This window comes from Orbaceae bacterium BiB (assembly GCA_036251205.1).
Lineage (GTDB): Bacteria > Pseudomonadota > Gammaproteobacteria > Enterobacterales > Orbaceae > Orbus > Orbus mooreae.
On sequence record CP133958.1, the window covers coordinates 558,829 to 580,012 of the forward strand.

Below are 21,184 nucleotides of genomic sequence, written 5' to 3' on the forward strand. Positions count from 1 at the left end.
CTTATACTACCATATAAGACATAATGATTTTTTTGACATACATCACACTTTTATTATTTTGATTAATTTATTAGGTGATGAGATTAATAAATTTATTTTTGTATTATAGATTATTTAAAGATGTGATAATTATGGTAAAATTTGTAGTATTTATTGTTTAAAGCAGCTTATTTACATGTTATTTTAAACAAAATTCGATAAGACAAAATTCCGATAAGATATGCTTAATATGATTGAATATGATGATAACCAACGTTTATATCAAATAGTTGCCGCAAAATTAAAAGAACAAATAGTTAACAATACTTATCAGCTTGGTGGAAAATTACCCGCCGAACGACTAATTTGTGAAGAGTATAATGTAAGCCGTTCTGTTGTCCGAGAAGCTATCATCATGTTAGAGGTTGAAGGTTTTGTTGAGGCGAGAAAAGGATCTGGGATTCATGTCATCTCAGTTAATCCTAAAAATGAAAATGTATCGGCTAATAAAGGATTAGAATTTGCAAGCTGTGGCCCTTTTGAACTACTGCAGGCACGACAGCTTATCGAGAGTAATATTGCAGAATTTGCGGCAACTCAAATTACCAAAGAAGATATCGTCAAACTGTTAGAAATTCAACATAATGCACGTAAAGAAGATCGTTTTAGAGATTCAGAATGGGATTTAAAATTTCATATCCAAATAGCCTCTATAACGCGTAATACGGCTTTAATCAAAATTGTAAATGAAATCTGGAGCCAACGTGTCCTCAACCCTTATTGGCGTAAACTACATGAACACGTCGATGCTAAAGCGATTGAAAGTTGGTGTGAGGAGCATGACAATATTTTAAATGCGCTCATCAATAAAGATCCTTATGCAGCCAAACATGCTATGTGGCAACATCTTGAAAATACTAAGAAAATGCTATTTAATGCAGCCAGTGATGACTTTGAAACCAGTATTGATCGCTATATGTTCTCAGAAAACCCAGTAGTGAATATTGATACTCCACCCATTAGAAAGTAACAAAAATTAATAAAAATACAAAGCCCTTTAACTCGGGCTTTGCATCATTACCAAAAACAGATAAAACTTATGGCTACTTACTCAATATTTTGAATCTGTTCTCTCATCTGTTCAATCAATACCTTTAACTCAATCGCTGATGCTGTAATATCAGCATTAATGGATTTTGAAGCAATGGTATTGGATTCTCGATTAAACTCTTGCATCATAAAATCTAAACGACGACCGACAGCTTCGTTCTTTTTCAATATTGAATAGGTCTCTTTTACGTGGGTTGATAAACGATCTAACTCTTCTGCAACATCAATTTTTTGAGCAATTAAAATAAGTTCAAGTTCTAAGCGGTTAGGCTCTAATTCAGCAGCGACTTCCTCTAAGCGACTTTTTAGTTTATCTTTTTGCCATACTAAAATCTCAGGCATTAGTTCACGAATTTTATTAATCTCAACAGTAATACCTTCTAACCGTTGTACGATAAGTGCTTTTAACGCTTCCCCTTCTCGTTCACGAACGGTAATAAAATCATCAATCGCAACGTCTAATGCAGCTAAAATTTCTTGCGAAATGGTATCTAAATCCTGCTCTTTCGCTGACATCACCCCCGGCCAACGGAGTACATCGACAACATTAATTTCACCAGATACAGCCTCATCTTTAATCCAATTGGCGGCATGTAATAACTGTTTCGCTAAATCTTTATTCAAACATAACTCTTGGTGTTGATTAGCAAGATCTAATTCAAAACGTAAATTACACTCAACTTTACCTCGCGTTAATTTATTTCTTAACTTTTCACGAATAATCGGTTCAAGTGAACGTAACTGTTCAGGTAAACGAATATAAGTTTCTAAGTAACGCTGATTAACTGAACGAAGCTCCCACGCTGCGTGTCCCCAATTAGCATTAGTTTCTTTTCTCGCATAAGCGGTCATGCTACGTATCATAATAAGTGCCCTAAAATTAATAAAAGTTTGTAGGCATTATAACATAAATTCTGTATAATACGCTCTTAGCTTAGGCTAAACATTGCAAAATCTTAATGTAATGTCCCCCTAGTACAACATAAAACGTAATAGATAAAATCAAAATTGGAGAAACAAATGCGCCCTTCCGGCCGAACAGCGGAACAAATCCGTCCAATAAAAATTACCCGTCACTATACAAAACACGCTGAAGGATCTGTTTTAATTGAGTTTGGCGAAACTAAAGTGCTTTGTAATGCCACTGTTGAAGAAGGTGTTCCTCGTTTCCTAAAAGGACAAAACAAAGGTTGGATAACAGCCGAATATGGGATGTTACCAAGAGCAACAAATACTCGTACCCAACGAGAAGCGGCAAAAGGTAAACAGAGTGGCCGTACAATGGAGATCCAACGCTTAATTGCTCGTTCTTTACGTGCAGCAGTTGATCTTGAAAAATTAGGTGAATATACCATTACACTTGATTGTGACGTTATTCAAGCCGATGGCGGTACCCGAACTGCATCCATTTCTGGCGCATGTGTAGCTCTGTATGACGCATTAAGTTCGATGGTCGAAAAAGGCTCATTAAAAACGAATCCATTCAAAGGATTCATTGCGGCTGTTTCTGTCGGTATTGTTGATGGTAAAGCCTTATGCGATCTTGAATATGTTGAAGATTCTAATGCAGAAACAGATATGAATGTCATTATGACTGCTGATAGTAAAATGATCGAAATACAAGGTACTGCTGAAGGCGTTCCTTTTACTCATGCAGAATTACTAACATTATTAGATTTAGCCCAAAATGGGATTAACGATATTGTTCAAGCACAAAAATTAGCCTTGAATATTGTTTAATAGAGATGAAAGCGACCTTAGTCGCTTTATTTTTATGCAAATTGATGAGTAGTAATGGCAAGTTAAGATCTGGGGAAAAATAAAATGAAGTCATATAAACGACAATTTATTCAGTTCGCTCTTGAAAGAGAAGTATTAAGATTCGGCGAATTTACATTGAAATCAGGGCGAAAAAGTCCTTACTTTTTTAACGCAGGCTTATTTAATACCGGCAAAGATCTCGCTCTATTAGGGCGCTTTTATGCTGAAGCATTAATTGATGCTAATATTGCTTATGATGTTATTTTTGGTCCTGCCTATAAAGGGATCCCGATTGTTTCAGCAACAGTTGTAGCCTTGTCTGAGCACCATAATATTGAAGTTCCTTACTGTTTTAACCGTAAAGAAGCCAAAGATCATGGCGAAGGTGGTAATCTAGTCGGCAGTTCAATTCAAAATAAACGTGTCATGTTAGTGGATGATGTTATTACCGCAGGAACTGCAATTCGTGAATCAATGCAAATTCTTGAAAATAATCACTCAAAACTATCAGGTGTTTTGATCAGTCTTGATCGACAAGAGAAAGGTCGCGGTGAGCTATCTGCAATACAGGAAATCAAACAAGCTTACCATTGTGATGTTATTTCTATTATCACATTAGCTGATTTAATCGAATATTTAGAACAAGATGGTAAAACTGCAGAGTTAGAACTGGTTAAAGCTTATCGCAAAACATATGGTATAAATTAATAGCGATTATACCGTTTTGCTCTTCTTCTATAAGCGCTAAATAGCGCTTTATTTTTTTCCATCCCTTTACAAATTATTACATAAACAAAACATCTATATTTTTTTATCACGTTACTATACATATCAGTATCACTTAATCACTGGTTTTCTATTGAGTATTTAGTTTTATACTTTAAATAATTAACGATATAGGTAATAAAATGAAAAAAAAATTATTAATCGCATTGTTATTCAATCTAGGAGTGATCTCAATGTCGCACGCCAATATGGTACCAAATATAATTAGCCCTGCAACCAGTACTCTAGAATTTCAACAACTTAAATATGGTAAAGATGCTATTGCTGTCGGTAAAATAAATACCAGTGTCACCAATATTATCGCACTAAAACCAGATACCGCTGAGTTTTCAGTAACCTATGTTACTGAAGGTGAAACGCCAAATGATGCATCAAATCGTAATGCAAAAAATATGAAGATCTTTAATGAATACCTAAATCAACTCGGTATTTCTGACGATAACTTAACAACGATCGGTTACCAAAACTATCAACAAGAGCAACAACAAGTTATTTATAATCAAGCTAAACGTTATACTTCAACATTTACTGTTTATTTAGATATTGATAATAAACAATTTTTTGATGTCGTTAATGTACTTGATCAAAACCAAATTAATGGTATTAAGCAAGATAGTGATAATAAATATTATCTATTCAAAATTCAAGGCGCCAGTGATTCCGAATCAGCAGCTAAGCAACTTAGCCAACAAAAATACCAACTTATTGTAAATCAATTAAAGAAATTGGGTATTAATAATATCTCTGTAGCCAGTTACGATACTGAGATCGATTCACCAGAATCTGAGACGGTAAAAAAATACTATGTGCAAAATACCATCAAAATTAAAGTTAATGATTTTACCCTACTTGGTAAAATTATTGCGAAGGCACAAGAGCTAAAAATGACAGTTAACAATGATATGAATTATAGTGTTTCAGAATCCGCAAAAAATGCCGTTTTAGCCAAATATGAACAAACTATTTATCAGGAGCTTGCTGCAAAAGCAACACGATTGCTTGGTCAACAATATCAATTAGGCGTACCATCAACACTTAATAGTACTGAAAATAGTTATAACTTGCAGCCGAGAAATTATGGCTATAACCGAGCGATGGTTAATGTGGGTCAGTCTCAACTATTTGAAGCTCAGGATATTGATATTCAAGCACCTACTGAATTTACAATTTCATTAACGATGTCAGGTACTTTTGAGATTATTAAACATATCAATCGATAATTTTTAGAGAACTTATTTTTATAATACTTGGTTTTATAACACCTGGTTTATGACACCTGGTTTATGACACTTAGTTTTTAGGGGACTTGTTATTGAAGAAGTCCCCTTTTATCTTCTCACTAACTCAATTATCGTCATGATATTTTAGAGATAATTGTTTATCTAATTGTGGATCAATTAAAGTAACATGAAAACCAATCAATCTAACTCCCCGTTCTTTACGTCTTTCTAGCCAGATCTGCTCGGCTAACGTAATTAAATCCTGTTTATTAAGCTTGGGGTAGATATGTTCTTGAGTAGTAAGCTGAAAATCATTAAATTTAAATTTAACCCCTTGTCTAGCAATCGATAAATCACTACGTACTTTAGCTAAACGCTGTTCAAGCTCATCATAAAGTGAATCAAAAAAAGGCAAACACTCTTGCCAGGTATAAATATCATTGGCAATAGTACGTTCAACACCGACTGATTTGCGCTGCCGATCATTATTCACTTCACGATCATCAATACCTTGACATCGTTCATATAAAATTCGACCAAACTTACCAAATTGGTTAAGTAACTGGGTTAAGTCAAAAGTGACAATGTCACGACAGTAGAATAATCCTAATTCTGCTAATTTTTTTTCTGTAACCTTGCCAACCCCAGGAATTTTTTTCAATGGCAAATTAGCAATAAAATGTTCAACTTGTTGTGGGGTAATAACATATTGACCATTAGGTTTATTCATATCCGAGGCAATTTTAGCTAAAAATTTTAAAGGTGCAATACCCGCTGAAGCGGTTAAATTAAGCTCATCAGCAATTTTTTGCCTAATATCTTGCGCGATTAATGTCGCTGAACCATGAAATAGAGGGCAATCAGTCACATCCAAATAAGCTTCATCTAAAGATAAAGCCTCAATTAATGAAGTATAACGTTTAAAGATTTGATGAATTTGATTAGAAACATCTTTATAAACTTGATGACGTCCGGCGATGATTTTAAGATTTGGACATAGCTTAATCGCTTGCGCCATAGGCATCGCACTATGAATACCATATTGTCGTGCCGGATAATTAGCGGTAGCAACTACTCCACGTTTTTTAGGATCTCCGCCTACAGCAATCGGAATATTCCGATAACGCGGGTTATCTCGCATCTCAACGGCTGCATAAAAGCAGTCCATATCAATATGAATAATTTTTTTTGTCCGATCCATTCCACAAACACAATTAACAACAAGCTGTATAAATATACAATATATACTAAATTTTAAATCTCGACTATATCAATTTAGTATCACTACCCTATTTTACGAAATACTGGCATAATAAGGACATCTGTTTATAAATAAGTTATTATTGTGTCTGAATCTACTATATCGAATAAACTATGCGATCGTTTTCGTAATTTTTACCCTGTTGTCATTGATATTGAAACTTCTGGTTTCGATTGTAAAAATAATGCAGTACTTGAAATAGCCGCTATTTCCTTAAAAATGAATGCAGAGGGTTGGCTCAATGTGGATCAAAAAATTCACTTTCATGTTAATCCCTTTGAAGGTGCAATTCTCGAGCCAGCTGCGCTAGCATTTAATGGTATCGATCCAACTAATCCTCTACGTGGTGCCGTTGATGAACCTGTCGCTTTGGAAGCTATTTTTAAAATGGTGCGTCAAGGTATTAAAGACCAAAATTGTAATCGAGCGGTGATTGTGGCCCATAATGCACACTTTGATCATAGTTTTTTAATGGCTGCGGCTGAACGCTGTAAAGTAAAGCGTAATCCATTCCACCCTTTTGCTACTTTTGATACTGCATCATTAGCCGGTTTAGTCTATGGACAAACGGTCTTAGCCAAAGCCTGTGAAACAGCACAAATTCCATTTGATCAAAAAGAAGCTCACTCTGCATTATATGATACTGAAAAAACGGCAATACTGTTTTGTGAGATGGTTAATCGATGGAAATCGCTAGGTGGCTGGCCATTAAATCAAGATAGTAACAATAATTAGAATATTGTATCTTAATTTATAATAAAAAAGGGAACTCAATGTTCCCTTTTTTTATCAATAACATTGTATATTATGCTGTTTGATATTTACTTGCAGCTTCTTTAATTAACGTCTGTAATTCACCTGATTGGAACATCTCAATCATAATATCACAACCACCAATAAGCTCACCTTCTACCCAGAGTTGTGGGAAAGTTGGCCAGTTAGCATATTTAGGAAGCTCAGCGCGAATATCAGGATTTTGTAAGATATCAACATAAGCGAATGGTACGCCACATTGTGATAAAAGCTGTGATGCTTGAGCAGAAAAACCACAGCTTGGTAATTTTGGAGAACCTTTCATATAAATAATAATTGGGTTTTCACTAATCTGTTTTTGGATTTTTTCAAGAGTTGTCATTGTCATAACTAAATTAATTCCTACAAAATAAGTCAAGTACTATACTAGGTTACTATATTAATACAAAAATGAGTAATAATATTTATCAAAAATACCGATTATTGTATTTATTATTTTTAACCATATTGAGTTTAAATTCATAATATCAACCATTTAACCCTGTTTTTTGTAAGTGATTTGGTCTAAAATAGAGGCATGAATAACTGCCAGTAGCCAATTGTGAACACGCTGCGTTTATCCCTAAGACAAGTTTTTTATCATAGTAATATACTATACAGTATCCGTATTTTAATTAGCCTAGCAGGGACGACCTTTATTCCTTGGTATTTAGGTGATATCCGTGCTGTAATTCCGCTGACATTAGGTGTTGTAGCGGCAGCATTAACGGATATTGATACTCGGTTACTTAATCGCTTGCTTAATCTTATCTTGACTCTGGTCTGTTTCTCGTTAGCAACCTTTTCAGTTCAGTTATTGTTTCCTTATCCCGCTATTTTTATTATTGGCTTGGTACTATCAACCTTTATTTTTACCATGCTAGGTGCCTTAGGACAACGTTATGGTGTCATAGCCTTTGGTTCGCTGCTAATTGCAGCTTATACCATGTTGGGTCATGATATGTTCACCGATTTTTACTCGCAGCCAATCTTTCTATTGGTTGGGGCTATTTGGTATAATTTAGTCGTTTTTATTGAATCCATTATTCAGCCAATAAGAACAACACAACAAAGTTTGGCATTCTCATTTTTTAAGTTGGGACAATATCTTGATGCCAAAGCAGCAATGTTTGATCCGGATGAGACAGATGATTTTAAACAGCAATCATTACAACTTGCACAAGCTAATGATCAATTAACAATTGCCTTAAATCAGACTAAACACTCCCTCTTTAACCGTCTTAAAAGTTACCGAGGGCAGCCCCATATTCATAATATGCTAAATAGCTATTTTGTTGCACAAGATATTCATGAGCGAGCAAGTGCTACCCATATGGCTTACCAAACACTTAGCCAGCAGTTAAAACATAGTGATATATTGTTTCGTTTTGCGCGTATCTTAAACCTACAAGCTAAAGCCTGTAATAAGTTGGCGATAAGTATAAAATACAATCAGATTTACCAACATGATCCAGCCTTTGAGAAATACTTTACTTATTTGGAAGAAGCGATTGCTCGTTATCAAGGCAGTGTTAAATTAATTAATGCGCTAACCCATTTACTGAAAAATTTACTGAGTATCGATTTATTATTATCCAATATCAATAACGAACAACAACTATCAAGCCAATATACCCAGCGCCAACTCATTGATGATAAGTTAATTGGTTTTAAAGATAGTTGGCAGCGTATCAAACAAAATTTAACCGTTAAATCACCACTATTTCGTCATGCAATTCGAATGAGTTTGGTCTTTTTCGTCGGTTATACAATTATTCAAGCACTCAACTTACAGCATGGCTACTGGATTATTTTGACAAGTCTATTCGTCTGCCAGCCTAACTACTCAACGACTAAATTCCGTTTACGTTTACGTGTTATTGGTACTATTGTTGGGATTATTATTGGGGTTCCCCTAACCTATTTATTACCGAATATTGCAGCACAATTAATCTTAATTATACTTAGCGGATGGTTATTTTTCCTATTCAAAAACTCTCAATATGCTTATGCCACTGCATTTATCACTTTATTAGTCTTCTTTAGCTTTGGCTTAGTCGGTGAAAGTAGCTTTACAGTGGCTGTTTATCGAATTATTGCTACCCTTATCGGTTGTGGTATCGCATGGGTTGCTGTAAGTTTTATCTGGCCAGATTGGAAGTTCCGTAATTTAAGTACATTCGTTGCTCGCACATGTCATGATGATTGCCATTATCTATCTTTAATTGGCTCTCAATATTTGTCAGGTAAGAGCAATGATGCTTCTTACCGATTAGTTAGACGTAATGTACATGAAAATAATGCTGATTTATCATCGTTAATCAGCATTATGACTAAAGAACCTAAGTTTAATCAGCAAACGATTGATCAAGCATTTCGTTTTTTAACCCTTAATCATACCCTGATTGGCTACATATCGACATTAGCCGCTCACCGAGATAAATCGATTAATAATGAAACTTTATCAATCTTTGATGATGCCTCAGTTTTTATCATTAATGTGCTACATGGCAATCAAAAATTAGATAAAGATCTAACCTGTATGAAAGAGGTTATTAGCAATATTATCGACAAACAACCCTCGAACTTGGATGATAACGATTTTCTTGTTTTACAACAAATTCTACTTATTTTAGATATTTTGCCAGAGACGGTACAACTTGCAGAACAACTACAAAAAGAAAAAAATTCATCATAAATAGATCATAATAATATGATATGATTTACGTGAGTTTTTAATGGATGAGGATAAAATGGCTTCGTTAAAGGATGTAGCAAAATTAGCTGGTGTTTCATTGATGACAGTATCTAGGGCTATTAATGCTCCAGATAAACTAGGTAAAGAGACGTATGTCAGAGTAAAACAAGCCATTGATCAATTAAATTATGTCCCTGATGTATCAGCGTTAAAAATACGCGGTGATCGTAAAGTACCAGAATTAATCGGTGTATTAGCTTTAGATACCGCAACAACACCATTTTCAGTCGAATTGTTACAGGCGATCGAAAAGACCGCACAGACGAATCAATGTAATACATTGATTGTTAACTTATTTGACGATAAAGATTCCGAGCAAGCGATTAATACCATTTTATCTTATCGCCCAAGTGGTATTATTTTTACCTCTATGGGATTTCGTCAAGTCAGTATCCCAAGTAAATTGCATGATATCCGTTTAGTATTGGCTAACTGTATTAGTAACAATATTAAGGCTGCTAGCTATATTCCTGATGACTATCAAGGGCAGTATAATGCGACTAAGCATCTTATCGCCAAAGGTTATCGCAAACCATTATGTATCTATTTATCTGAAACGATATTAGCGGGGAAAATTCGTCGTCAAGCAGTAGAACAAGCTTGGCAAGATAGCGGTTTAGACCTTGATATCATTAAATCATATCATCTTAATCTTAATTTAGGTGACGATCATTATCTTGAAACTATCGATATCATTAAACACTATTTTGATAATAAATCACCCGAATTTGATGTTGTTGTCTGCGGTAATGATCGAATTGCCTTATTGGTTTATCAAGTATTATTAGGATTAGGTTATAAAATTCCCGAGCAAATTGCCGTACTGGGTTATGATAATATGGTTGGAATTGGTCAACTTTTCTATCCGCCATTAACAACGGTAGAACTCCCCCATTATCGTATTGGTGAACTAGCTGCGCTACATATCATCAATAAATTAACCGATACTGATAAACATAAAATCGCTTGTCCACTCTTAGAAAGAGCATCACTATAATCTACTTTCGTGTGGCTATATAATTTAAATATACGATTATAATATAAAAAACCGTTCTCAATGAACGGTTTTTAATTTCTTCAAATAAAAAATAAACAGCATTTAGAAGAAGTATTTAAAGCGAACTCTCGCACCATAACGGTTCTCTGTACCATCACCCTGACTTTTATCTCGATCAAGTTGTGACCAGTAAGCACCTAAGTAAATATTAAAATTATCCATATCCATCACATTTGGAATTAAATATGAAGTATGTACAGTATGAATTTTATATTTACCAACCAGATCAATTGGATTTTCAGCATTTGGATTAAAATGCTTAATATCATTATTAGCAAAAATATAACCAACAGAAAAACCTTGCCAGTTGATATTGGTACCTACAGTAAAATCTTTCTCTTCTTCAGCATCCATATAAGCGACACTTAAATTAACTAAAGCACCATCACCCGCTTTTCGCCAATCACTTTCACTATTCCAGCTCATGGTTAAACCATAACCCGTTCTTTTCGACTGATCTTGCCATTTACCATTGCTATCATAATAACCGTAAGCGTCTTTAATTACGTTACTTTCCATCGCTGTAGCCACAGAGATATCATCGTTACGCCAAGAGACAACTGGACGTAAATAAATAACATTCTTATCATTTTTAAGTTTATAACCATGATAAGTGTCATCATAAAATAGGGTTGTACCATCTTTAATCATGGTATTAAGTTCAAGTTTTACCTCACCCAACTCTTTTTGCAATTGGATTGCACCACCACTGCTACTACGACCTCTAGCCTCTTTCATCATATAAATATAGCCAAATCCATCATCATAAATATCATTGGCTGTATTACCTGAATACTCAATAAAAGTATCTTGCCCTAAAGGAAACATGTCATACGCTTCATAACGACCTAATTTTAACTGCCAGTTGTCTTGTTGGCCAAAATAGAAATCGGCATCATCAAGATTCATCTTACCACCCAAATCGGCTAATGGTTGAACAGAAAAACCGGCATAGTTATTTGCCATATTTCGTCGACCATCTAAACCAATTAAGATTCGGCCATTAACATCCCAACGATTAATATCACTTGCATCAAAATCTTTTACTGCTTGTGTTTTAGTTGAGGTCAATTGACGTTTTTTACTTGCTACATCGACATTAAACTCAACATCACCATACAATTTTAAATCACCTTGCGGGGTTTCCCACTCAATTGAAGCTAAAGCAGGAACACCGTATAAACAACACAAACCAACAGCTAAACGAGCGTATTTCATGTTTTCTCCTACATATTCAGTAAGGACCAATATTCAATCTTATTCACTGCTAAAGCTCCGTTTTCCGCAAACAGATGAATCGTGCGATCACTGTTTGTTGGGTAAATACGGCTACTAAAAGAGTATTCTCCATTATTTACAAATACTTCAATCGAAGAGTGATCGACAAATATATGTAATTTTAATGAGTTGTTTGTTGGTAGTGGAACACTTCTGTAGCCAGAAACGCCTTCACCAGCGAAGGTACGATCAAGCACTAAACGATTTGCTTGATTGTCAACATATAACCAAACACCCTCTTTACCATCTTTTGATGCTGCTAATTTTAACCCAGCACGTTCAGCTGTCGTTTTGGTCAAATCGATATCGACTTCTAATTCACACTGTAAACTAGATAAATTGAGATCTTGTTGCACACTCGTAAGATTAATGCTTGCTAAAGATGTCTGTTCTTTACGAAGTGAAGCTAACTCTTTAATTGGCAATAATGCGATTTTACCCTCTTTAGTTAAGATGGTTTCTCTTGGTAGACCAAGTAGTCCTGCCCATTTATCAGCTTTACTTGGCATTGCCGACTCCCACATATCCATCCATGCAATTAGCACTCGACGACCATCCGCTGCAACAAAAGATTGGGGTGCATAAAAATCATGCCCGTTATCAAACTCAACAAACTCATGGGTAATATTAAATGGAGAACCTGGTTGCCATTTACCAATTAAATAACCCGACTGGAAACGATTGCGATATTGGTAGCCTTTTGCTTTCATCCCTTGTGGTGAGAACATTAATACATAACTATCACCTAATGGGAAAAAGTCAGGACACTCCATCATATACACATCAGGATCATTGGTTTTAGCGAGTACTTGTTCAAAGTCCCATTTACGTAAATCGTGAGAACTATAGAGCAGAACTTGACCAACATCCTTAGCATCTCTCGCACCAACAACCATAAACCAACGGCCGTCTTGCTTCCACACTTTAGGATCACGGAAATGCATGATGCCTTCTGGCGGCGTTAATACCACACCTTGTTTTTCAAAATTAACACCATCATGACTAATAGCCAGACATTGTACTTCTCGAACAGCGCTATCATCGCCCGGTTGCTTTAACCAAACATGGCCCGTATAAATTAATGCTAAAACGCCATTGTCATCAACGGCAGAGCCAGAGAAACAACCATCTTTGTCATAAGCCTCAGAAGGAGCAAGTGCAATAGGTAAATGTTGCCAATGAACCATGTCATCGCTAACAACATGTCCCCAATGCATTGGGCCCCAATTTTCGTTATAAGGGTAATGTTGAAAAAATGCATGATACTTACCATTAAAATAAACAAGCCCATTAGGATCATTAATCCAACCTGCTCTTGCCGCAATATGATAAGCTGGATAATAACGATCTTTCACTTGTTTAACTAATTCATCTACAGCTTGGTTTCCTTTAGCTAGCAACGCTTTCATTTACAACTCCTTTACTAGTTACTAATTTGATTTGCTTATCTCCTTTAAGAAGAAAAGCTGCAATTAACATAAATACGCCAGTGATACTTCCCATTATCATATAGGTATCTGCAAATCCGATTCTATCGTAACCATATCCCGCAAGTGGCGCTAAGAAACTTGCACAGACTTGGCTAACAAATTGGAATGCAACTAAATATAATGTTGCTGATAAACGGTGATCAAAACGGGTAGAGATAAATTTGAATATCGCAATTAATAAAATAGGTAATTCAACAGCATGCAATAGTTTCATAGCTGAAATAAGAATAGGTCCCTCGACTAAACCTGAGCCGATAATTCTTAAGGTCATAATCGCGCCACTCAGAATTAAACTGTTTTTAGCACCAATACGATTGACTAAAAACGGAGCCAGCGCCATTCCACCCGCTTCAAGAAAGACTTGCAACGAATTAAGGAAACCATACATACGGTTACCCTCTTGTTGAGTTGCAAATTGGTGAGAGAAGTAGACAGAAAATTGTTGGTCATAAACATTATACATACTCACACCAACAACAAATATAACCAGAGCCCAAAATTGTGATAACTTTAATAACCCCAGTGCATCTGTTATTTTTAATTGGCTTGTTTTACCATACTCAAGCTGCCCCATCGCATCAATTTTAGCGACTTTGATGAAACAAAGAATGATTAAAAATAGCACTGCAGATATTGAAGCTAATGCAAAGTTGATATTCGGGTCAATATTGAATAAGAAACCAGCAAAAAATGTCGCAGCAGCCCAACCAAGAGAACCCCACATACGCGCTCGTCCATACTCAAAGCCCGCAATTCGGCTAACTCGTTCAATATAAGACTCTAACGCACCAATACCAGCAAAAAATGTTGCTCCAACATATAAACCACCAAAGGCGGCACCAATAATAACATTAAATTTTAAAATTGGTGCATAGATAAAGATGTAAAATGGACCAGACATTAAAAGTAAAAATCCAATAACCCATAATAGATTTTTTCTTAAGCCTAATTTATCTTGTATGAAGCCATACAGTGGTTGTAAACAGAGAGCCACAATAGAGATTGCAGAAAAAATAATTCCCGTATCCATTCCCTTTAGCCCTAACGTTTGACCTAGCCAAATGGAAATAAGGGAAAATGATGATGACCATGTAAAAAAGAAAAAGAAAAATAATCCACTTAATAAAAAATAGTACTGCCTACTCGACTTCTGCATAATAATTAAACCTTCATTTATTACTCACACGCTGATGTTAACGTTAAACAATAAAAATTAAATATTTTAATGTAAAAAGTGTGATGTTAATCACATAAGTTAACGTTAACATTGGCGTGTTATCATATAATTAACATAAAATACAGATAAGAATTAATCTGTATTCCATGTTTATGGCGATATTTCACTCATTAAATGAAGAAGTTATTTATGCAAAAAACGAAAATTTGGAGTTTAGGTGATGCAGTAGTCGATCTACTTCCCCTAGAAAATAGACAATATCAAGCTTGTGCTGGCGGAGCTCCAGCAAATGTTGCGATCGGTATCGCAAAATTAGGTAATCCATCAGGTTTTATTGGTCGAGTTGGAGATGACCCTTTTGGCCACTTCATGCAAGAAACATTAGCTAGCTATGGGGTAGATTGTCAAAGTATCGAGTTTGATCCAGTAGTAAAAACCAGTACAGTTGTTGTTGATTTAGGCAAAAATGGCGAACGTAGTTTTACCTTTTTAGTCTCTCCTTCTGCTGATCAATTTTTATCAGAACAAGCGCTTCCTGATTTTGGACAGGACATTTTACATTTTTGTTCATTAGCGTTAGTCGGTCACGTTGGCCGAGCTACATTAAAAGAGGCGATTAATAAATTAAAAGCAAAATCAGGACAAATCAGTTTTGACATTAATTTACGTGAACAAATGTGGGCTGATAAACAAGAGATGCGCGACACAATCAGTCATTTTGCTCAAAATGCTACGATTTTAAAACTATCTGACGAAGAACTATTTTGGTTAACAGAAAGCCAAGATTGGGATATTGCACTAGAAAAATTAGATGCTCACTATAAGGCAGAACTGAAAGTTATTACCAAAGGTGGGGAAGGTAGTATCGTTTTATGGAATGGTAAACAGTATCAATATGCAGCATATAAAGTCAAAAGCATTGATACCACCGGTGCTGGTGATGCATTTGTTGCAGGGCTACTAAGTAGTATTGCAGTCAGCGATCTACCAGATAGCCAATTAGCATTAGATAGTATGGTCTCAATAGCGAGTGCATGTGGTGCGTTAGCAACCACAGAAAAAGGGGCATTAACCGCCTTGCCAAGCAGTCAGTTTTTACAAGAATTTATTGCTGAAAATAAAACATTAGACGGGATATTAAAACGTTAGTCATTATCTTCAATGACTTAATTTATTAGTCATTGATTATCAACTGTATGATTAAAAACAATATACTTAACGACTAGCAGAGGGAATGAAAATACCATTCCCTTTTGTTAGCTATTATCGAAAGATAACTACACAATCCCTATTCAATAACGCTGTTATTATGTAACTGCCGCAGATTAAGTCAAAAGTTTAACCGCACTGCCGTTAATACTTGATAAATCTTAAACCGTTAAATCCTTAAAAAGCCGATTAATAATGACTCGTTAAAATCTTGCTGTAACATTGTATTCTAGTGTAAAAATCAGTTAATTCCAACATAATCAAAATGATGTAATCCTAATGGATCAACAGTATAACCTGTTACTTTATTACTAATCACCTCATAAATAACTGAATGAGCAATCGGTAAAAATGGTATCTGCTCACTCATTATCTGCTGAGCTTGTTCATACAGTTTAGTCCGCTGCGCAATGTCAGCTACCTGTCCACCTTCAATGATAAGTCGATCAAAATCACTATTACACCATCTAGCACGATTCGTACCAGATTCAACGGCTGCACAACTACTTAATGCGGAAAAGGTATTGTCAGGATCCCCCATAATATTCGTACCGCCATATAACATTGCCTGATGCTCTCCATGAGCTGAACGGACTAAATACTCTCCCCATTCATAGCTGACGACTTTCGCCGTTACACCAATTTTAGCCCAGTCCTCTTGAATCATTTCAGCCATACGTTTTGCATTAGGGTTATAAGGTCGTTGAATTGGCATTGCCCATAATTCGATTTCAAATCCTTGTGGGTAGCCAGCTTCACTCAATAGAACCTTTGCCTTATCAATATCATTCGGTAAATCTTTAATATTAGCGTTATGGGACCATAGTGCTGGTGGGATTAACGTAGTCGCATTAACCGCATATCCTTGATAAATTCCTTGCAAAATATCGGGCTTATTAATTGCCATCGATAGTGCCTGACGAACCTTGACATTATCGAGTGGTTTTTTCTCTACATTATAAGCAAGATAACCAACATTTAAACTTGGCTGCTCTAATAATCTGATAGTGGGGTTATTACGAATCTGTTGTAAGTCGGCCAAGTTCGGTGAGGCCATAACGTGGCACTCTCCTTTTTGTAATTTAGCATAACGTATGGTGGCATCAGGGGTGATCGTAAACACTAAGCGATCGATATCTGGCTTTTGTCGCCAATAATTTTCAAAAGTTTTATAACGAATTTGTGAATCTTTTTTGTAAGCGACAAATTCGAATGGGCCCGTACCAATAGGTGCAAAATCGATTAGTTCTGGTTTTCCTTGTGCCAATAGTTGGCTACCATATTCGGCTGAATAGATTGAGGTTAATGGTAAAGTAAGCAACGACAGGAATGATGAACGGGGGGCACTAAGTTGAAAACGAACGGTAAGATCATCTACTTTTTCAATTTTCTCAATAAGATCATTATCACCAGCTACAAAATAGGTGTGATATAGCGGGTATCCTATCTTAGAAGTATAGTAAAATGGATGTAGTGAATCTTGTTGACGCATAAAAGAAAAAATCACATCATCAGCATTCAAGTTACGGGTTGGAGTAAACTGTTTATTATGATGAAATTGAACATTAGGTCTTAAATAAAAAGTATAGGTTTTACCATCATCACTAATATCCCACCGTTGAGCTAAACTCGGTTGTAATTCTGTTGTCCCTAATTTAAACTCCACTAATCTATTATAAATCGTAGCAGAACTGGCATCAAATGTTGTACTATCAGCCCCTAAACTCGGATTAAAACTACTTGGCGATCCTTCAGAACAGAATACTAATGTTTTTGGTGAAGCATGAATTTGGTAGGCTAGTGAAAATAGACATGTAGCAGCAATCAATCGACCAATCGTTTTCATAACGTGATACCCTTTTATTTAACAAAATGTATAATCATTTACCGCAAGTTGTACGCGTAGAGTATTAGCATATTCTTTTCGCTGAAGTTGAGCATTTTCACTACCGTCAAAAATGATCGCTGACTCAGCCATTTTACTGGCAAAATTAGCGCGTTGCTTTTCACTTTCAAATAAAAAAACACGCTGAAAAATACGCTGTTTTTCAGGGGCATCATTACTTAATGTTAACACCTCTAAAAATGTCCCTTTTTGATAAGCATCATGATCGATAACTTCAACAACATTAACTAAATACTGTTGATAATCAGCCTCTTTTCCATCAATCAATTCAAAAGTAAACACCCGTGCACACTTTGCTTTTTGGGTAATAAAATTATTAATAGCCATATGATTCTCTTATTAAAGTTGGGTTAATAAATGACGATCTCTAACTACCGGTAAGCTACTACGTACCTCTTTCACTTTATCAAAGTCAACAGTAGTAATAACAACCCCCTCACCTTCAGGCAAGCACTCAATAATATTAGCCCAAGGATCAACAATCATACTATGTCCCCATGTCTGTCGACCTGACTGATGTTTTCCGCCTTGTGCTGCCGCCAAAACAAAACATTGATTATCGATTGCTCTAGCTCGTAATAATAATTCCCAATGTGCTTGTCCAGTTGGGTAAGTAAACGCAGCGGGCATGAGAATCAAATCTAACTCGCCCATCGCAACAAAAAAGGCAGGAAAACGAATATCATAGCAGATGGCAAATCCTACTCGTCCAAAAGGCAAATCGGCAGTCACTACTTGATTACCACGAACCATTGTGTCACCTTCATTAAAACGCATGGTTGGCGTATCAATACTAAATAGATGCACTTTATCATACCTCGTATGTAGTGAACCGTCAGGAGCATATAATAACAATGTATTAGTCACCTTATCTGTCTCACCGACATCAAGTGGCATAGACCCACCCGCTAACCAGATATTATATTTTTTAGCTAATCGACTTAGCATGTCTTGAATCGGTCCATTACCAAACGGCTCTGCAATATTAAATTTCGCTTTAGGATCGCTATGAATTAAGCAAAAATATTCTGGTAACAAAATAAATTGTGCCCCTTTTTCAACCGATTCATGGATAAGTTGTTCTGCTTTTTGAATGTTTTGCTGACAATTTTGAGAAGAAACCATTTGAATTGCTGCAATCGTAACAAGATTAGACATCATCAAACTCTGCTTATTAAATAACCGTAGCTCCTGAGTATATACCACTAATCGGTTCAGATGAAGTCACCATTATCAGTTTTATCGTAGTTAATTATTTTTTCTAAAAATCAGCGTAAACTGATTGAAATGGTTGTGAATCAACAAAGCAAATAATAGAAATATTACTCAGCTTTATATTAAAGTATCTTTTTAGCGTAGTATTTTATAATCATTAACCAGGACGATAGATAAAACATCATATGCAACATCACTTGCTAAATTATAGTGTATCATTACAGACTAAATAATCTAAAAATAGAGATATGTGGAAATATTGATGTATAAATTTTTTGAAAAATTAGTTAACGCCTATCCTGATTCGTCACCACAAATTGCTGAAAAAAGTTTAGTGTCGTTTATCTGGCAAGCGACAAAAGGGATGCGTGGTTACATTCTTCTATTAATTTTATTTACTGCCGCTTACGGTGCATTCGAAGCATTTCTGTTTGCGGTGATGGGTAAAATAGTCGACTGGCTAACCGTTATATCACCTGACGAACTATGGCATAAAGATGGCAAAATATTGTTAATTCTTGCGGGAGTTATTCTAGCAAGTACACTACTTGTTGCCGCACAAACAGTTATTAAACATCAAATATTAGCCGGTAATTTTCCAATGCGCCTGCGCTGGAATTTACATCGTTTAGTATTGAGCCAAAGTATGCGCTTTTTTCAAGATGAATTTGCGGGTCGAGTCTCGGCAAAAGTGATGCAAACAGCCCTAGCGGTTCGTGATACCTGCTTTTTGGTTTCCGATATTTTAGTTTTTGCCATCATCTATTTTTTAACAATGTCATTTGTTTTAGCCGATTTTGATCTATGGTTTATTCTGCCATTCTTAGCTTGGTTAGGTTGCTATATTCTGGCACTAATCTATTTTGTACCAAAATTAGGTAAAGTGGCTAGCCAACAAGCTGATGCTCGTTCTTTAATGACGGGTCGTATTACCGATGCCTATACCAATATTATGACCGTTAAATTATTTTCTCATGCTGGGAATGAAGCTAACTATGCCAAAGAGTCAATGAATGGTTTTTTAAATACCGTGAATAAGCAGATGCGATTAGTCAGTAGCTTCGAAATTGTGAACCATTTGCTTAATGTCGGCTTACTACTCAGTACCGCAGGTATCGCGTTATGGTTATGGACAGATTCAGTAGTTGGGCTTGGTGCTATTGCAGCTGCAACAGCGATGGCTTTAAGACTTAATGGCATTTCGCACTGGATTATGTGGCAAATGACCTCACTATTTGAAAATATTGGTGTAGTAAAAGATGGTATTAATACGTTCTCTGTGAAGCAGACCGTTAAAGATCAGCCTAATGCCAACGAGTTGGTTGTTAGACAAGGCAAAATTGAATTTAAAAATGTCTGTTTCAACTATGATTCTCACCACCATACCTCGATTATTGATAAGCTCAATCTGACAATTAATCCTGGTGAGAAAATTGGTTTAGTAGGACGATCTGGCGCGGGTAAATCAACGTTAATTAATATCCTGTTACGCATGTATGATATTAAAAGTGGGCAGATTATTATTGATGATCAAGATATTGCAACCGTCACACAAAATAGCTTACGCGCCCAAATTGGTATGGTAACGCAAGATACCTCACTACTACACCGCTCTGTACGAGAAAATCTGCTATATGGCAAGATCGGTGTAACTGATCAACAAATGCGCGATGCGGCAAAACAGGCAGAAGCCGAGCAATTTATATTATCCCTTAAAGATGCTAAAGGTCGTATTGGTTACGATGCTTATGTTGGGGAACGTGGAGTCAAACTCTCAGGAGGTCAACGACAACGTATCGCGATTGCTCGAGTAATGATAAAAAATGCCCCAATTTTGTTACTTGATGAAGCGACAAGCGCTCTCGATTCGGAAGTTGAACTAGCGATCCAAGATAGCTTGTATAAACTCATGGAAGGGAAAACCGTTATCGCTATTGCTCATCGTTTATCAACAATTGCAGCAATGGATCGACTTATCGTATTAGATAAAGGGCAAATTATTGAGCAAGGTTCACATCAAGATTTACTACAAAAAAATGGTTTATATGCACAGCTATGGAAACATCAAAGTGGTGGATTTTTAGGTGATGAGTAACCTAACTGCTTGTAAGATAAAGATTTAATAAATACGTTAAGTTATTAATAACTATATAAATTGATGTAATAAAAAAGCTACTGAAAAGGC

General features: G+C 35.8%; 18 protein-coding genes. 9 read left to right on the forward strand and 9 right to left on the reverse strand.

Annotated features, from left to right (window positions below; all coding sequences use genetic code 11):
* The first annotated feature begins 220 nt into the window (after positions 1-220).
* Positions 221-1,009, forward strand: a complete 789-nt coding sequence (exuR, locus tag RHO11_02605) for a transcriptional regulator ExuR (GenBank protein WVD62038.1) — start codon at positions 221-223, stop codon at positions 1,007-1,009.
* A 77-nt stretch (positions 1,010-1,086) separates the two neighbouring features.
* On the opposite strand, the gene RHO11_02610 is transcribed toward exuR, so the two are convergent.
* Positions 1,087-1,953: a YicC/YloC family endoribonuclease gene (locus tag RHO11_02610; protein WVD62039.1), complete on the reverse strand. Its 867-nt coding sequence runs from the start codon at positions 1,951-1,953 to the stop codon at positions 1,087-1,089.
* A gap of 156 nt (positions 1,954-2,109) precedes the next feature.
* Between RHO11_02610 and rph the strand changes: the two genes are divergently transcribed.
* From rph to RHO11_02625, 3 genes are all read left to right on the forward strand, one after another.
* Positions 2,110-2,829, forward strand: a complete 720-nt coding sequence (gene rph, locus RHO11_02615) for a ribonuclease PH (GenBank protein WVD62040.1) — start codon at positions 2,110-2,112, stop codon at positions 2,827-2,829.
* An 84-nt stretch (positions 2,830-2,913) separates the two neighbouring features.
* Positions 2,914-3,558: an orotate phosphoribosyltransferase gene (gene pyrE, locus RHO11_02620; GenBank protein ID WVD62041.1), complete on the forward strand. Its 645-nt coding sequence runs from the start codon at positions 2,914-2,916 to the stop codon at positions 3,556-3,558.
* A 200-nt stretch (positions 3,559-3,758) separates the two neighbouring features.
* The gene (locus tag RHO11_02625; protein ID WVD62042.1) at positions 3,759-4,856 is read left to right on the forward strand and encodes an SIMPL domain-containing protein; all 1,098 of its coding nucleotides are present in this window, start codon (positions 3,759-3,761) and stop codon (positions 4,854-4,856) included.
* Between the two features lie 124 nt (positions 4,857-4,980).
* On the opposite strand, the gene dinB is transcribed toward RHO11_02625, so the two are convergent.
* Positions 4,981-6,057, reverse strand: a complete 1,077-nt coding sequence (dinB, locus tag RHO11_02630; GenBank protein WVD62043.1) for a DNA polymerase IV — start codon at positions 6,055-6,057, stop codon at positions 4,981-4,983.
* Between the two features lie 144 nt (positions 6,058-6,201).
* Here dinB and rnt point away from each other — a divergent pair, with 144 nt between their 5' ends.
* Entirely contained in the window at positions 6,202-6,852 is a 651-nt protein-coding gene (gene rnt, locus RHO11_02635; GenBank protein WVD62044.1) for a ribonuclease T, read from the forward strand.
* Between the two features lie 70 nt (positions 6,853-6,922).
* On the opposite strand, the gene RHO11_02640 is transcribed toward rnt, so the two are convergent.
* A complete protein-coding gene (locus RHO11_02640) occupies positions 6,923-7,252 on the reverse strand; it encodes a Grx4 family monothiol glutaredoxin (GenBank protein ID WVD62840.1) in 330 nt (109 codons plus the stop codon).
* A 219-nt stretch (positions 7,253-7,471) separates the two neighbouring features.
* On the opposite strand from RHO11_02640, the gene yccS reads away from it, so the two are divergent.
* Both yccS and RHO11_02650 read left to right on the forward strand, forming a co-directional pair.
* Positions 7,472-9,607, forward strand: a complete 2,136-nt coding sequence (gene yccS / locus RHO11_02645) for a YccS family putative transporter (protein ID WVD62045.1) — start codon at positions 7,472-7,474, stop codon at positions 9,605-9,607.
* Positions 9,608-9,662: 55 nt separating this feature from the next.
* On the forward strand, positions 9,663-10,664 hold the full coding sequence (locus RHO11_02650; GenBank protein ID WVD62046.1) for a LacI family DNA-binding transcriptional regulator: 1,002 nt from the start codon (positions 9,663-9,665) through the stop codon (positions 10,662-10,664).
* 102 nt (positions 10,665-10,766) lie between these two features.
* Here RHO11_02650 and RHO11_02655 read toward each other — a convergent pair whose 3' ends face one another.
* From RHO11_02655 to RHO11_02665, 3 genes are read right to left on the reverse strand one after another with little or no spacing between them, the layout of a single operon-like run.
* On the reverse strand, positions 10,767-11,942 hold the full coding sequence (locus RHO11_02655) for a carbohydrate porin (GenBank protein WVD62047.1): 1,176 nt from the start codon (positions 11,940-11,942) through the stop codon (positions 10,767-10,769).
* An 8-nt stretch (positions 11,943-11,950) separates the two neighbouring features.
* Positions 11,951-13,411, reverse strand: coding sequence for a glycoside hydrolase family 32 protein (locus RHO11_02660; GenBank protein ID WVD62048.1), 1,461 nt, complete (start codon positions 13,409-13,411; stop codon positions 11,951-11,953).
* Positions 13,392-14,648 carry an MFS transporter gene (locus RHO11_02665; protein WVD62049.1) on the reverse strand — a complete coding sequence of 419 codons (1,257 nt, stop codon included), beginning with the start codon at positions 14,646-14,648 and terminating at the stop codon, positions 13,392-13,394. Before RHO11_02665 ends, RHO11_02660 begins: the two co-directional genes overlap by 20 nt.
* 210 nt (positions 14,649-14,858) lie before the next feature.
* On the opposite strand from RHO11_02665, the gene RHO11_02670 reads away from it, so the two are divergent.
* Positions 14,859-15,818, forward strand: coding sequence for an aminoimidazole riboside kinase (locus tag RHO11_02670; GenBank protein WVD62050.1), 960 nt, complete (start codon positions 14,859-14,861; stop codon positions 15,816-15,818).
* A 301-nt stretch (positions 15,819-16,119) separates the two neighbouring features.
* Here RHO11_02670 and RHO11_02675 read toward each other — a convergent pair whose 3' ends face one another.
* The 3 genes from RHO11_02675 to RHO11_02685 are packed head-to-tail and all read right to left on the reverse strand — an operon-like array spanning position 16,120 to position 18,945.
* Entirely contained in the window at positions 16,120-17,724 is a 1,605-nt protein-coding gene (locus RHO11_02675; protein ID WVD62051.1) for an ABC transporter substrate-binding protein, read from the reverse strand.
* An 18-nt stretch (positions 17,725-17,742) separates the two neighbouring features.
* Positions 17,743-18,111, reverse strand: coding sequence for a hypothetical protein (locus tag RHO11_02680; GenBank protein WVD62052.1), 369 nt, complete (start codon positions 18,109-18,111; stop codon positions 17,743-17,745).
* Positions 18,112-18,123: 12 nt separating this feature from the next.
* Entirely contained in the window at positions 18,124-18,945 is an 822-nt protein-coding gene (locus tag RHO11_02685; GenBank protein WVD62053.1) for a carbon-nitrogen hydrolase family protein, read from the reverse strand.
* 316 nt (positions 18,946-19,261) lie between these two features.
* On the opposite strand from RHO11_02685, the gene RHO11_02690 reads away from it, so the two are divergent.
* Positions 19,262-21,094: an ABC transporter ATP-binding protein gene (locus tag RHO11_02690; GenBank protein ID WVD62054.1), complete on the forward strand. Its 1,833-nt coding sequence runs from the start codon at positions 19,262-19,264 to the stop codon at positions 21,092-21,094.
* The last annotated feature ends 90 nt before the right edge of the window (positions 21,095-21,184 follow it).

Coding starts and splice junctions, on each gene's coding strand:
- exuR (WVD62038.1), top strand. CDS start 221: ATGCTTAATATGATTGAATATGATGATAACCAACGTTTATATCAAATA.
- RHO11_02610 (WVD62039.1), bottom strand. CDS start 1,953: ATGATACGTAGCATGACCGCTTATGCGAGAAAAGAAACTAATGCTAAT.
- rph (WVD62040.1), top strand. CDS start 2,110: ATGCGCCCTTCCGGCCGAACAGCGGAACAAATCCGTCCAATAAAAATT.
- pyrE (WVD62041.1), top strand. CDS start 2,914: ATGAAGTCATATAAACGACAATTTATTCAGTTCGCTCTTGAAAGAGAA.
- RHO11_02625 (WVD62042.1), top strand. CDS start 3,759: ATGAAAAAAAAATTATTAATCGCATTGTTATTCAATCTAGGAGTGATC.
- dinB (WVD62043.1), bottom strand. CDS start 6,057: ATGGATCGGACAAAAAAAATTATTCATATTGATATGGACTGCTTTTAT.
- RHO11_02640 (WVD62840.1), bottom strand. CDS start 7,252: ATGACAACTCTTGAAAAAATCCAAAAACAGATTAGTGAAAACCCAATT.
- RHO11_02650 (WVD62046.1), top strand. CDS start 9,663: ATGGCTTCGTTAAAGGATGTAGCAAAATTAGCTGGTGTTTCATTGATG.
- RHO11_02655 (WVD62047.1), bottom strand. CDS start 11,942: ATGAAATACGCTCGTTTAGCTGTTGGTTTGTGTTGTTTATACGGTGTT.
- RHO11_02660 (WVD62048.1), bottom strand. CDS start 13,411: ATGAAAGCGTTGCTAGCTAAAGGAAACCAAGCTGTAGATGAATTAGTT.
- RHO11_02665 (WVD62049.1), bottom strand. CDS start 14,648: ATGCAGAAGTCGAGTAGGCAGTACTATTTTTTATTAAGTGGATTATTT.
- RHO11_02670 (WVD62050.1), top strand. CDS start 14,859: ATGCAAAAAACGAAAATTTGGAGTTTAGGTGATGCAGTAGTCGATCTA.
- RHO11_02675 (WVD62051.1), bottom strand. CDS start 17,724: ATGAAAACGATTGGTCGATTGATTGCTGCTACATGTCTATTTTCACTA.
- RHO11_02680 (WVD62052.1), bottom strand. CDS start 18,111: ATGGCTATTAATAATTTTATTACCCAAAAAGCAAAGTGTGCACGGGTG.
- RHO11_02685 (WVD62053.1), bottom strand. CDS start 18,945: ATGATGTCTAATCTTGTTACGATTGCAGCAATTCAAATGGTTTCTTCT.
- RHO11_02690 (WVD62054.1), top strand. CDS start 19,262: ATGTATAAATTTTTTGAAAAATTAGTTAACGCCTATCCTGATTCGTCA.